General features: G+C 60.7%; 16 protein-coding genes and 1 tRNA gene. 7 read left to right on the top strand and 10 right to left on the bottom strand.

Features of this window, described 5'->3' with window-relative positions; genetic code table 11:
- Positions 1 to 10 precede the first annotated feature (10 nt).
- The 4 genes from MJ639_RS13740 to MJ639_RS13725 all read left to right on the top strand — a co-directional run bounded on the left by MJ639_RS13740 (position 11) and on the right by MJ639_RS13725 (position 2,325).
- Positions 11 to 274 (top strand): zinc-finger domain-containing protein, encoded by a 264-nt coding sequence (locus tag MJ639_RS13740; RefSeq protein WP_243373816.1) that lies wholly within the window; start codon positions 11 to 13, stop codon positions 272 to 274.
- A 7-nt stretch (positions 275 to 281) separates the two neighbouring features.
- The gene (locus MJ639_RS13735) at positions 282 to 1,469 is read left to right on the top strand and encodes an FAD-dependent oxidoreductase (protein ID WP_243373814.1); all 1,188 of its coding nucleotides are present in this window, start codon (positions 282 to 284) and stop codon (positions 1,467 to 1,469) included.
- A 68-nt stretch (positions 1,470 to 1,537) separates the two neighbouring features.
- Positions 1,538 to 1,623 (top strand) — tRNA-Leu (locus tag MJ639_RS13730).
- A gap of 282 nt (positions 1,624 to 1,905) precedes the next feature.
- Positions 1,906 to 2,325, top strand: a complete 420-nt coding sequence (locus MJ639_RS13725) for a hypothetical protein (protein ID WP_243373813.1) — start codon at positions 1,906 to 1,908, stop codon at positions 2,323 to 2,325.
- Between the two features lie 709 nt (positions 2,326 to 3,034).
- On the opposite strand, the gene MJ639_RS13720 is transcribed toward MJ639_RS13725, so the two are convergent.
- Positions 3,035 to 3,202, bottom strand: coding sequence for a hypothetical protein (locus MJ639_RS13720; protein ID WP_243373811.1), 168 nt, complete (start codon positions 3,200 to 3,202; stop codon positions 3,035 to 3,037).
- Between the two features lie 259 nt (positions 3,203 to 3,461).
- On the opposite strand from MJ639_RS13720, the gene MJ639_RS13715 reads away from it, so the two are divergent.
- On the top strand, positions 3,462 to 3,713 hold the full coding sequence (locus tag MJ639_RS13715) for a NepR family anti-sigma factor (RefSeq protein ID WP_243373810.1): 252 nt from the start codon (positions 3,462 to 3,464) through the stop codon (positions 3,711 to 3,713).
- Between the two features lie 507 nt (positions 3,714 to 4,220).
- Here the strand turns inward: MJ639_RS13715 and MJ639_RS13710 are convergent.
- Positions 4,221 to 4,616, bottom strand: coding sequence for a response regulator (locus tag MJ639_RS13710; RefSeq protein WP_243373809.1), 396 nt, complete (start codon positions 4,614 to 4,616; stop codon positions 4,221 to 4,223).
- A gap of 357 nt (positions 4,617 to 4,973) precedes the next feature.
- Here MJ639_RS13710 and MJ639_RS13705 point away from each other — a divergent pair, with 357 nt between their 5' ends.
- Positions 4,974 to 5,213, top strand: coding sequence for a hypothetical protein (locus tag MJ639_RS13705; RefSeq protein ID WP_243373808.1), 240 nt, complete (start codon positions 4,974 to 4,976; stop codon positions 5,211 to 5,213).
- Positions 5,214 to 5,562: 349 nt separating this feature from the next.
- Here the strand turns inward: MJ639_RS13705 and MJ639_RS13700 are convergent, their stop codons facing one another.
- The 7 genes from MJ639_RS13700 to MJ639_RS13670 all read right to left on the bottom strand — a co-directional run bounded on the left by MJ639_RS13700 (position 5,563) and on the right by MJ639_RS13670 (position 10,986).
- Positions 5,563 to 5,730 (bottom strand): hypothetical protein, encoded by a 168-nt coding sequence (locus MJ639_RS13700; RefSeq protein WP_243373807.1) that lies wholly within the window; start codon positions 5,728 to 5,730, stop codon positions 5,563 to 5,565.
- Positions 5,731 to 5,742: 12 nt separating this feature from the next.
- Positions 5,743 to 6,021 (bottom strand): hypothetical protein, encoded by a 279-nt coding sequence (locus MJ639_RS13695; protein WP_243373806.1) that lies wholly within the window; start codon positions 6,019 to 6,021, stop codon positions 5,743 to 5,745.
- Positions 6,022 to 6,219: 198 nt separating this feature from the next.
- Complete coding sequence (locus MJ639_RS13690) at positions 6,220 to 7,467, bottom strand: porin (RefSeq protein ID WP_243373804.1); 1,248 nt, start codon at positions 7,465 to 7,467, stop codon at positions 6,220 to 6,222.
- A gap of 266 nt (positions 7,468 to 7,733) precedes the next feature.
- Entirely contained in the window at positions 7,734 to 8,030 is a 297-nt protein-coding gene (locus MJ639_RS13685; protein WP_423790797.1) for a hypothetical protein, read from the bottom strand.
- 102 nt (positions 8,031 to 8,132) lie between these two features.
- Positions 8,133 to 9,689: an AMP-binding protein gene (locus MJ639_RS13680; protein WP_243373803.1), complete on the bottom strand. Its 1,557-nt coding sequence runs from the start codon at positions 9,687 to 9,689 to the stop codon at positions 8,133 to 8,135.
- Positions 9,690 to 9,708: 19 nt separating this feature from the next.
- Positions 9,709 to 10,215, bottom strand: a complete 507-nt coding sequence (gene gpt, locus MJ639_RS13675) for a xanthine phosphoribosyltransferase (protein ID WP_243373802.1) — start codon at positions 10,213 to 10,215, stop codon at positions 9,709 to 9,711.
- A 24-nt stretch (positions 10,216 to 10,239) separates the two neighbouring features.
- Entirely contained in the window at positions 10,240 to 10,986 is a 747-nt protein-coding gene (locus MJ639_RS13670; protein WP_243373801.1) for a competence/damage-inducible protein A, read from the bottom strand.
- Between the two features lie 121 nt (positions 10,987 to 11,107).
- Between MJ639_RS13670 and sfsA the strand changes: the two genes are divergently transcribed.
- Positions 11,108 to 11,827: a DNA/RNA nuclease SfsA gene (gene sfsA / locus MJ639_RS13665; protein ID WP_243373800.1), complete on the top strand. Its 720-nt coding sequence runs from the start codon at positions 11,108 to 11,110 to the stop codon at positions 11,825 to 11,827.
- Positions 11,828 to 11,834: 7 nt separating this feature from the next.
- Here sfsA and MJ639_RS13660 read toward each other — a convergent pair whose 3' ends face one another.
- Positions 11,835 to 12,659, bottom strand: a complete 825-nt coding sequence (locus MJ639_RS13660; protein ID WP_243373799.1) for an FkbM family methyltransferase — start codon at positions 12,657 to 12,659, stop codon at positions 11,835 to 11,837.
- Positions 12,660 to 12,707: the final 48 nt, after the last annotated feature.

Below are 12,707 nucleotides of genomic sequence, written 5' to 3'. Positions count from 1 at the left end.
AGCGACGGCAATGGCTGACAAAGGCACTCCTCACTTCCACAACGATCCGGGCGTTCCCGTCATTCACGTGGGCTCGAAGGAATTCATGTGCATCGGCGCCAAGCCGCCCTTCGACCATCCGCATATCTTCATCGACATGGGCTATGACACCGAGACGGTCTGCTCCTATTGCTCGACCCTGTTCCGGTACGATCCGTCCCTGAAGGCCGACGAGGCCCGTCCGGCGGAATGCGTCTGGGAACCTGATTTCGCCACTTCCCCATCCTCCCGCTAAGGCCCCGGTGTCGGGTCTCAACATAGCGATTGTCGGCGCCGGCATCGGTGGACTGACGACAGCCTTGAGCTTCGCCCGCCGGGGTCATTCCGTGACCCTGGTCGAGCGGCGCACCGGCTTCAGCGAGGTGGGCGCTGGCCTCCAGCTCTCTCCCAATGCCAGCCGCATCCTGATCAATCTGGGCTTGGGCCCCGCGCTCCGCCGCGTGGCGACGATGCCGGACCGCGTGATCGTGCGCAGCGTCTCCTCCGGCAAGAGAATCGGCGAGATCGCGCAGGGCGCCTATATGCAGCAGCGCTACGGCGCGCCCTATTGGGTCGTTCACCGGGCCGATCTGCAGACCATCCTGCTCGATGCCGTGCGCTCCGAGCCGACGATCCGCATCGTCATGGGCCGCAAGGTCGAGGAAGTGCGCGATGGCGCCGATCATGCCGAGCTGATCTGGACCTCCTCGAACGGCTCGCGGGAAAGCATGAAGGCCGATCTCGTGATCGGCGCCGACGGCGTCTGGTCCAAGGTCAGGCATGTCCTCGGGGACACCTCCCCGCCCGCCTTTCACGGCTATGTCGCCTGGCGCGCGACCTTCGACCGCAAGGCCGCGCCGCAGGAGCTCATCGGCAACGAGACCGGCCTCTGGCTCGGCCCCTCTGGCCACGTGGTCCATTACCCGATCTTCAGCGGCAACCTGATCAACGTGGTCGCCATCGAGAAGACCCGCGAGCCTGTCGAGGGCTGGGCAGCGCCTGGCCGGGCGGAGGATCTGATCGCCCTCTACCGCAATGCGGCCCCTGCCCTCGTCGAACTTCTGAAGAAGCCGCAGGAATGGCTGCGCTGGTCGCTCTTCCGGCATCCCATCAAGCGCCTGTCCCAGGGGCGCATCGCGTTGGTCGGCGATGCCGCTCACCCGGTCCTGCCTTTCCTGGCGCAGGGCGCGGCAATGGCCATCGAGGATGCGGCGACCCTCAACGCCCTCGTGACGCAGCATCCCAACGATCTGATCCGGGCGCTGAAGACTTATGAGGGCCATCGCCTCGAACGCGTCAGCCGGGTGCAGGCCGAGGGGCGCAAGAACGGGCGCATCTACCATTCCGGCGCTCTCGTCGCCTATGGCCGCGACAGGGTCATGCGGCTCATGGGGCCCGAGAACATGTCGAAGCGTTACGACTGGATCTACGGCTTCCGCACATCCGAGTGACATCAGTTGGGGCTGAACCACGCAGCGGACTTGCGCCGCGCGCCGGAGCCCGATAACGCTCAATCCATGCGGACGTGGCGAAACCGGTAGACGCAAGGGACTTAAAATCCCTCGGGCTATGCCCGTGCGGGTTCGACCCCCGCCGTCCGCACCAATTCCGGCCGAAACTCCCCGAAGCGCCGCAAAATTACGTCCCGCGTCATTTCCGACTCTACCCACAATGGCTCGTGTGCTATATTCAATGGTATTAGAGCTGCGCCGTGGTCGGACGTTTTGCGCATCATCGATCACGCCTGAAAATCTGCCCGACAGTGCTTGAATCACCACGTCGGGATTAACCCGCCAGCATCGGACTGGCGTGACCGAGCCTTGAGCGCGACGAGCGGCCGATTCAACGGCTGCAGAGCGCATCAGGCCTGAAACGTAGGGTGCGACGATGACGAACATGCAAGAGCTCAAGCAGCGGATCACCGATACGTGGCGAGACGAGGAAATGTCGTCGTCGGCCTGCTATGGCGTCGATGCCTATGCGCGGCTCTGGCCCTACGTTTTCTTCGTCAATGATTGGGATGTCTGGACCGAGAACGGAAAGGACCTCAAGGCCACAGTCTATTCCTGGCTCAATCGGCAGAACGCAGCGTGGGATTTCTATCACCTGCAGGGCGGCTGGGGTCTCATCGGCTTCAAGGACAAGCATGTTGCCGACCACTTCAAGCTCCGCTGGTCTGGCGCCATCAAGGCTGTCCCCTCCTCTGAAGATGGTTGGAATCCCCATCCCACCAATAGCTGCTTCGCTTACGAATCCGGTGATGAAGAGGCCCAGCCGATCCGCGCACTGAAGCGAGCAAGGCGCTAATTATATTGCCTGGGCAGAATCGCTGCCCTCGCCTGGCGCAGGAAATCTCCATCGACCTGCACTCATTCCTCCGGCGAGATGAGAGGCGAACTGCCTTTTGAGACATGCCGCGCCCCAACTTGCGGCATGTATCCTGGCCAATAGGCCGTTTGGTCTAATTGCCCCTCCTCCATGTCGAGCTTAAACAGAATCCATTCGTAGGGGGTAATTTCAACTCAATTCGATAGTTGTTCTTTAGTGAGACTGTCCGTGATATTTCAAGAACACGGATATTGCCGCGATCAGAGCTGCATCTGATCGCGGCTTTTTCTTTTCTATATCTCAAGCAAACATAAATAATAAGGGCCGCGTCCGCCTTTTTATTGATTGCGGATCACGGCCCTCGACTCATATTGCCCCAACGGCACAGCAAGAACTATCTGATTTGGTCTCCGGCAATCAATGCCGAAAGACCATCGATCAACTCCAAAGGATAAGCCCTTTGGAGGTACTACTTTTGAAATGAACTCCGCCTATGGTCAGATTGATCGAGAATTATTACCTACAACCCACGATCCTTTTATTTTGCCCCTACGGATCGCAACTTCAGCGCCCCTCACGGGGCGCTTTTTCTTTCATGGACATGTTGAACCCAAGGGCATGCACGTCGCGCAGCTGGGCTGCTAAAAGAAAGAACTTGGCGGAAGAGGCAAGCGAAGCCCATCGCTGCTTACCGATTGCTCCAGACTTTGAAGGCCATGATCGAGGTGAAGATCGGCCAGCCGAAGGCAGCGATCATAATATGGTCGAAGCCGACATCTTCTTCAGCGTCGATGGTGCTGGACACAGCCAGGAGCAGGATGACCCCGCAGAGATAGACCGTCAAAACTTCACGCATACTTTTCAGGCCCCCGCCCCGTTTTTCTAAAGCAGAGCTTGTGAAGCAAGGACAAGCGGAAACCAATGCGACGGGCGGTCGCCTCACGTAGCGACACGAGCACCAACTCAGCCGGACGAGCGGCGCGAAAGACTCGTCCTGAGGCAAGTCGGCTACCTCGGACGCGTCAAAAAGACCATTTTTTCCAGAACTTTAAGTGCAACCCAAAGCGCCCTCGACCGTTTTCCGCCTCAAGACGCGTCGTTCAAGGGAGGGAAGAATGCCAAAGCGGCTCCACCAAGCCGATGGATCGCCTTATTCTGCGAACAGGCTTGGTGGCTGGAGCATCGGCTCCAATGGGCTGACTTCGTCAGGTCAAAACGAACTGCTCAAGCAGATCGGCCGTCAGCTTCAGAGCGATTATCAGAGCGTTCTGAACGAGCCTGCACCCGATCGGATCAAGGACCTGCTAAAACGACTCGAAGCCAAGACCCGCTCGCTGGACGAAGATCCTCTTGATGAGGAGCAATAAGCCTCACAATTAGGCCCGCGGGGAGCGCCCTGCGCGTTGTCCGGACCGGGACGGCTGCTTCCGGCTTGCAGGCTCATGAGCTGTCGAGCGCGGAATGAGGTTGTAGAGCACGAAGCCAGCGAGGAGCCCTGCGCCCAGCAAAATCAACGGGTGCGACCGGGCCGTCCTGGCGGCTCCGTATACCGTCTTCTCCATAGAGCGCATGTTCATCGACGGCATCATTGTCGACGGCTCTTTCATAAGACGCTTTGCGCGTCGGAGATTGGCGGTTCTGGTGTGTATTTCCAGATCGTATCCCTCGTCGTCCTCATGGCGATGCAGCGCGATGCTGTTGCGGGCGAATCCGCCGGAGACAAGCCGGTCAACAGCCTGGCTAGCGGCTTTGCGAGAGGGAAACGTTCTGGTGGCAACACTCGTCTGCGACATCAGCAAAATCCTTTCTGCTGACGCCAATTCCTAACATGCGCCAAGGTTCCAGCAGAGGCTGCGCTGCGTTTGGCCAGAACCTCAGTTCTGGCGATAGCGCTGCGCCGCCCTCTCCGCCTCCATCAGCACTTCGAGCGCTCTCCAGGGCTTGGGCATGAAGCGCACGTCTCGCGGCACGTCCTGAAGCCCTTCCTCGGGCGGCAGACCCGACGTCAGAACAGTGCGGACCCACGGCCACTTGATCCGGACGGTGCGTGCAAGATCCACACCGCTCATCAGGCATGGCAGCCTGATGTCGGCGAAGAGAAAGGCGACCTCTTCGCCATGCTGGCGCAGATAGTCCAAGGCTTCCTCCGCACTGGCGGTCTCGACGACGCGCAGATCCGTTTCCTCCAGGAGTGCGGCTGCAAATCCCCTGACGTCGAAATCATCCTCAACGATCAGTGCAATACGACGCGTATCGAGTTTCTGTCCCATGCAGCCCTCTCCTCTGCCTGTTCCGCTCTCAGCAATTCAACAGCTCGACCGTCCTGGCCGGCACATGGCTTACATCCCTGCCCTGCTGCAGGCGGCAGGTTTGCCGAACGCAATCTTTGCTACATCGATTGCCGCCACTTGGCTTACAGGCCCGACTGAAGGCAGCAGCAAGACCCTTCAGGCGGAGCCAGGATGAACTCCGACCAGAAGAGCCATTCATCACAGAACGGTGAGGAAGGCTGTGTGTTTCAGCTTGGCCGCCGAGAAAACCATTAGCGGAGTTTTTCAGCTTGGAGGAACCGGCGGATAAGCTGTAACTTTAATGTCTAAGAGCTGCTTCACAGGCGGGATCCGGGCGTGTTCAAGGAGAGCCAGCTACATCAGGAGTTTCTTGACCTGGAGAAGGCCATGCGGCTCCTCGATATGCAGCTGGCCGACGCTCTTCAGAGAATCCGTCACAGCTCTTCCACCGACATTATCGCGCAAGCCAAGCAGGATGAGACGTTCTTGCTGGGCGAACTCGACCGGCTGATGACCCGGATGCGGGCGATAGAAGGGCAGTTACTCCAGTTTCAGAAGACCGCGACACGCCATTGATGGCTTTAAACAAGGGAAAATGAGTTGCCTTGTGCGGGAGCGCACCTCCTCCCATGAGCCGGAGGTTCATGGTGCGAATACTCTTTAGAGGAACCGCTTAAGGAGAAGAGCCATGGTCTTCCGGCGCTCTCATCTTTCAGGCCTCATGACCTCTCGGGACGCTGAATCCCGTCCGCGCCCACGTATCCCCTTTATAGCGGCTTTTGTCGGCGCACTTGCGTTGATGAATGTCGCGTCGGCCGTGCTTGGGATGATCAAATAAACCACGCTGCCCTCGTGGCAGGGTGCTTGCCGCCATGGGCTGCAGGGCAGCCTTCGACTGCCCTGCAAGCGAGAATAGAGACCGTCGTTAGCGCAGACCCAAAAAGGACAGGATCGCAAGAACGACTACGATAGCGCCGATAATCCAGATAATGTTGTTCATGACGATGTTCTCCTGACGAGGCTTTAACGCTATGCCAACCGCCAGCGTGAGCGTTCGTTCCCTTGACGGGAATGCCGTCAGTGCATCCACCATGTCCCATTGGGATCAATTGCAGATCGTCTCCTCCGACGACGTGGCCCTACCGAGCGGGTCCACCTGTTGCCTCACTCCCGTTCGACAATTTTCACGTCCGACGCCGCGCCCTGTATCGGCATAAACGCGGTTCTCGTAGACGCGTCCTGACTGGTAGCCGGGACCGAACCGATACTCGCCGTAGACAACATCAGCGGAGGCCGAACATGCGGCGAGACCCGAGCCGAAGCCAAGAGCCAGGAGAGGAATAATGAAGGCGCACCTTGTCTGGTGGCGACGAGCAACGATCATCCTTCGGCTCCATCAGTTGCAACGCAAACCAAAGGCGCAATCACCTCGGCGAGAGATCATCCGAACAGCCTGGCAATTTCACGGCACGCTGCGTACGCGTGACCTTTGGAAGTCTGTGGCAAGTGGTCTTTTCAATCGACAAAAAGAAAACCCCGGTGTTTCCACCGGGGTTTCCTCTAACCAATCGGGTTAAACCGATTAGAAGTCGCGCTGAACGCGGATGCGGCCTTCCCAGGTGTCGCCCGAGCGGGTGTCGACGCCACGCGGGTCGAGGTTCGAGTAGAGAACCTCAGCACCGATATCGAGACCGGAAACCGGCGACCAGATCAGGTTGGTACCAACACGCCACTCGTTGAAGTCCGGGCTGACGCCGCCGAAGTAGGCATCGGCAGCTGCGCCGTACTCAATGCGAGCGTACGAACCGAAGACGCTCTGGCGAACGTCCGGGGTCCAGTAGTGACGCAGGCCACCGGCGATCGACCAGCCCTGGGCGGTGTCGATTTCGCCATCGACGTCGTAGAAGGCGTCGACGACAGGACGAACAGCAGTGCCAGCCTGAGCCGACGGGTCAAAGCCGAGGTAGCCGAGAGCGCCGTCAGCGTAGGTGGCAGCGATCCAGAGAGCGTCGCCAGCAGCCAGCATCGGCAGGTTGACGCCGATCTGAGCCGTCACAGCAAAGCCGTACTCGGTGTCCGGAACGACCAGGTCAGCGACACCAGCGACCGGGATAGCAACGCTGCGGATCTGGTGAGCAGCACCGGCGAGCATCGCGGAGCCCCAGGTACCGGAGTAAGCCAGCTGAGCGACGACGTCGGGCGTGCGCTGACCGGCGCGGAGGAAGTCGGGAGCGGCAGTGTCCAGATCGAAGTCGTTACCGGCATAGCGGCCTTCTTCGAGCGACAGCGAGGCCGAGAAGCCGTTGCCGAAGGAGAAGGTGTAGGCGAACAGGTTGACGTTCGGAGCGTCCGAGAAGCGGAGCGTGCCGAAGTGCTCGGTCGGCAGGTCGCCGTTGTCGAAGAACGACAGGGCGCGACCGGCGGTGAGGCCGCCGAACTGCACAAAGGCCTGATCGACGTTGGCCGAGGTGGACGAGAAGCCGTAGGAGCCAGTGTCGCGGGTCATCTCGAAGCGGACGAACGTGCGCAGCAGGCCGTAAGCCGTGGCGGTACGAGCGTCGAGCTGGATGCGGCCACGAGCGCGGAAGCCGATCGAGTTGTCGGCACGGCTCTCGGGCTCTACGTAGAGAGCCTCGGCGCGTGCACGGCCGCCGACGCGGAGGCAGGTTTCCGTGCCGGGGATGTAGAAGAAGCCTGCGCCGTAGGTGGAGCAGACACGAACGTATTCAACAGCAGCAGCCTTCTTTGCGGGAAGATCAGCAGCCTGAGCACCGGCAACGGCGGCGAGACCCGCAACCGAACCGAGAAGAAGGCTCTTAACGAGCTTCATGGTTGTATCTCCAAAATTCTTAAGCCTGAGTCCTGGACCCAGATGCAATCGTGACAATAACGACCGATCCGATTCAGGCAATCATGTCACTCGAAGCACTTGCCTATGTAGCAGCCCGAATGCCCAAGAAATAGGCAATTTGAGGCTCTCAGCAGGTCTTTCCAAAAGGGTGTGTCATATTCTCAACACTATTGGAGAGGGTCGGTTGACAATATCCCCGCTCGTGTTGGCGAAACGACTTTCAAGCCCGAAGGAATGCTTCGAACTCAATCATCAAAAAAGTCCAAATCCTCACTGACACAGCGATAACCAATGGGGCATTGGGGCGTGTCCCGGGTCGGCACGAGGGCAAGTTCAACCCCTTCATTGAACTCACAGAAGCCGCGATCCCGCACGAAGCGATCATAGGTGTAGGTGCCCGTGCTCAAGACCGCCGCGCCTCTCGACAAGATAACCCGCTGCGCCTGGCCGCATGTCATGTTCAGCGTCGAGGGCCGCTGTTGCGCATGGACGCCCGCGCCGCAGCCAAGAAGGGCCAACACCAGAGCAAGTCTTCTCATCATCCGATCCGTCACTGCGCCGCTCTCGGCAAGCGGCCGAGAGAACAACGCGTGAGCAAGATCTTTGTTACGACGGATGGGAGGGATATCCTAAAGAGCTGGCGCTCAGAGCATGGCCTGCAGGCGGCGCGCCATTTCCACGGTAGCGGGATAATCGGTCTTGCCTGAGCCGAGCACCGGAATCCCTGAGACGAGAATGGCCTTGGGCACCCACAATTCGGGATATCCCTGGCTCTGCGCATGGGCGAGAAGTGCATCCCGGTCCGCATCCGGCTTGTCGGTGACGAGCACGATCTGCTCCCCTTTCCTAGGATCAGGCAATGCAACGACCACGTGATTGGAATCGGGCCATAATTGCTGGACTGTCGCCTCGATGGCGGCCAGGGAAACCATCTCGCCGCCGATCTTGGCGAAGCGTTTGGCGCGCCCGCGGATGGTGACGATTCCGTCCACGACCGTGACGATGTCGCCCGTGTCGTGCCAGTCATCGATGGGCGGCTTGATACCGGCAGGCGATGCAGGATCGAGATAGCCCTTCATCACATTGGGGCCACGCACATAAAGTCGGCCACCTTCGTGGATGCCCTCCACAGCCTCGAGCCGCCACTCGATCCCTGGCAGGAAGAAGCCGACGGAGCCCGGATGGTTCAGGTGCGGAAGATTGCAGGCAATCACCGGCGAGCACTCGGTGGCGCCGTAACCTTCGACGATCTCAGCGCCATGCTGAGCCCAGAGCCTCCGCGTCTCCGTCTTGACGTGCTCCGCACCAGCGATGACGAGCTTCACGCTTGCCAGATCGTTCTCACCGGCGGCGCGGGCATAGCCTTGGAGGAAGGTGTCGGTGGCCAGCAGAACCGTCGCACGCGTTCCGGCGATCAGCTTCGGAATCTGCCGGTAATGCAGCGGGCTCGGATAGAGAACCGACTTCATGCCGTTGAGGATGGCTGTGAGCAAGCCCGCCGTCAGGCCGAAGGAATGAAAGATCGGCAGCGGATCGAAGAAGACGTCGTCAGGTGTCAGCACATCGCCCGCGAGTGCCTTCACCTGGTAGGCATTGGCGACGAGATTGGCGTTGGAGAGAACCACGCCCTTGGGCACGCCTTCCGAGCCCGAGGTGAAAAGCACTACGGCCGCATCGTCAGGGTTTGTTTTCGTTTGCCCATGAACTCGGCGCGCCATCCACGACTCTATGAGCCCCTTGAGCTTGTCGAAGCTGGTGAGCGTCGCGCGCACATCCTCGAGCCAGAGGATCTGCCTCCCCTCGCCCAAGGCCCCCACGATGTCGTCGAGCTTGCCCTGTTCCACGAAGCGGCGGGAGGTAACGATGGTCTTGATCCCGGCGATCTCGCAGGCGGCTTTCAGGTTCTTGATGCCCGCCGTGAAATTCAGGAAAGCGGGAACGCGCCCGAAGGCGTTGAGGCCGAACAGCGTCACCGCGATGGCCTGCACGTTCGGCAGCAGAACGCCGACCGTCTCACGCTCCTGCGTCAGGGTTGTGAGCTTGCGCCCGAGAACCAGCGAGCCGAGGACGAGCCGCCCAAAGGTGATGGGCTGGCGCTCAAGATCCTCCAGGGCGACCTTGTTCCGTCCGAACGTATCGCGGGCATCGAGGAGCGCGGCGAACAGGGTTTTGCGCGTGCGCGCAACATCGAATTCCGACACGGGCGCTCCTTGCAATGCTTTAGCCCGCCGAACCTTCGCGGATCGGGGCCTGATAGGCCAAGCCCATATCCCACGGGAAATAGATCCAGGTATCCTGGCTCACTTCCGTGACGAAGGTGTCGATCAGCGGACGTCCTGCGGGCTTCGCATAGACGGCCGCGAAATGGGCGTTCGGCAGCATGTCGCGAACGATCTTCGCGGTCTTGCCGGTGTCGGTGAGATCATCGATCACGAGCACGCCTTTGCCCTTACCGTCGCCGAGGGCCTTGATCGACGGCGCGATGTCTTTCAGCACCTGCAGATCGCCCTGGTTCTTGTAGTCGTGATAGCTCGCAATGCAGACGCTCTCGATGAGGCGCAGATCGAGTTCGCGGGCCACGATGGCCGCAGGCACGAGACCACCGCGGGTGATGCAGATGATCGCCTCGAACGGACCGGCAGAAGCCAGGCGCCATGCGAGAGCGCGGCAATCGCGATGGAACTGATCCCAGGAGACGGGGAAGGCTTTGGGTGAGGTGGGAGACATCGGCCTGCTCGTTTGTCTGATGGATTAAAGGGGAGCCCGGTCGCCCTTCAGGCGAACGAGCAATGCTTGAATGTCGGCGGCGGCTTTCGCGACCTCGGCGGGGTCCTTGCCCCGCACGACGATCTGATTGCGAAAACCCGCCGTCGAGAAAGACGGATAGGAGCCTATGGAGACGCCCGGATAGGCGGCGGCGATCTCGCTCAAGCCTGCGGCATAAATGCCCTCGGCAAGCCCTTCGGCCTCGATGGTCTCGATGATCATGCGCGCGCCGGTTTTCAGCGTCGGCGCGATGTTGTCGAGCATGACCTGCATGATCGACGGCACGCCCGCCATCACATGGACATTGCCGATCCTGAAGCCGGGCGCCTTGGAAATCGGGTTCTCGATGAGGTCCGCCCCCTCGGGAATGCGGGCCATGCGCATGCGGGCCTCGTTCAGTTCCTCCGGCGTGTAGCGTTCCTGAAGCATGGCGACGGCACGCGGATCGTGGCCGATGCCGACGCGGAAGGCCTTGGCGATGCAATCCGCCGTGATGTCGTCATGGGTCGGGCCGATGCCGCCGGTGGTGAAGAGATAGGTATAGCGGGTCCGGAGCGCGTTGACGGTGGAGACGATCTCCTCCTCCACGTCGGGCACCACGCGCACCTCGCGCAGGTCGATGCCGATGCCGGTCAGATACTCGGCAATGTAGCCGATGTTCTTATCCTTGGTGCGGCCCGTGAGAATCTCATCACCGATGATGAGAAGGGCGGCTGTGACGGAGACGGCCATGCGCATCGATCCCTTTTAAGGGCCTTTAGCTCCAGAAACGGCAATTCTCAAGCAAGGGTTCGGTTGAAGGCAAGGCTTCTCCCCTGCTACGGGAGGTCTTTCTGCTTAAGTGATGGATTGAATGCGTTTTCAGGAAACCCTGCTCACCGGCCGCCTCATCGAGCGCTACAAGCGCTTCATGGCCGATGCGGAACTCGATTCCGGCGAGATCGTCACGGCCCATTGCGCCAATCCGGGCGCGATGATGGGGCTGAAGGAGCCCGGCAGCCGGGTCTATCTCTCCCGGGCCTCGAACCCGGCCCGGAAGCTCAAGTATAATTGGGAATTCGTGGAGGTCGCGGCCGGCGGCGGGCCCTTCCAGCTCATCGGCATCAACACCTCCCGCCCCAATCTCCTCGTGGCCGAGGCCCTGGCCGAGGGGCGGCTTGCCCCCTTCGCCCATTACGACCGCGTCCGGCCGGAGGTGAAATACGGCAGGAACAGCCGGGTGGATTTCCTGCTGGAGAAGGACGGCGAACCGCCCTGCTATCTTGAGGTGAAGAACTGCCACCTGATGCGGGAGGCGGGCTTTGCCGAGTTCCCGGATTGCGTGGCGGCCCGCAGCGCCAAGCATCTCTACGAGCTCGCCGACATGGTCGAGACCGGTGCCAGGGCCGCCCTCGTCTACGTGATCCAGATGGACGCGAACCGCTTCGACGTCGCCCGCGACATCGACCCTGCCTACGACAAAGCCTTCCGTCATGCCCTCGCAGCGGGGGTGGAATCCTATGCCTATGTCTGTCGGATCACGCCCGAGGAGGTCACCATCGACCGTCCGGTGGAGATCATCACGCCCCGCTAAAGCCTGCTCAAGCCCGTTCGAAGACCAGGTTCATGCGGGTCTGGAGACTCTGGCGATAGCCCTGGCTTTCCAGGAGCTTGCGCACATCCACTTGCCAGCGCTCGGGCACGTTGGGGATGATGAAAAGCGAGGGATGGAGCCTGGCAGGGGCATCCCGGAAGAACGGGTCGAGGATCAGGTCCTCGGCGCCCTCCACGTCGAGCTTGACCGCATCGACATGCGCAAAGCCTTCCCTCTTCACGAGGTCGAGCAGCGTCACGGCCGGAACGCGGATCGTCTCCGTCTGGCTCGAATTCACGATCTTGAGGCTCGCCTCGCCCTTGTTCAGGGGGTCGAGAAACAGGGTGAGCTCGCCGGTCTTGTCGGCGACCGCGCAATCCACGGCTTTGATCGTGCCGAAGGGATTGAGGCGAATGTTGTGGATCAACCGCTCGAAGATCTCCGGCTGGGGCTCGACCGCCAGGATCCGGGAGGAGGCCTTCACCTTCCGGGCGACCAGGAGAGCGTACCAGCCTACATTCGAGCCCACATCGATAAAGGTGAACTCGTCCCGGTTGCGGGCGGCGATCAGCTTGATCTCGTCGAGGTCGAAATATTGCGGCGTGAACAGGATGCGCCGCTCGCAGACGTTCTTGTAGGGAACGATCCGCATCCTAACGCCGAAGGTCTCGAGGTCGATGGGCTGGTCCTTGAGGGAACGCGTGACCACCCGGCGCAGCATCATGGCGATGCGGCGGCCGACCCAGCTGCCCGGCAGACCGCGCGTGCGATCGATCACCCAGCGGGTGAGGCCTGTAGGCGCAAAGGTCCCGAAGGGACGGGGATCATTCATTACGGACGTATCCAAAGCCACCAAACCGGGATGAACAGGGTTGCTCAT

The sequence above is a fragment of the Microvirga solisilvae genome (assembly GCF_022808595.1).
GTDB classification, from domain to species: domain Bacteria; phylum Pseudomonadota; class Alphaproteobacteria; order Rhizobiales; family Beijerinckiaceae; genus Microvirga; species Microvirga solisilvae.
Note: the sequence above shows the minus strand (reverse complement) of the source record. Positions and strands in the feature narration are given on the sequence as shown.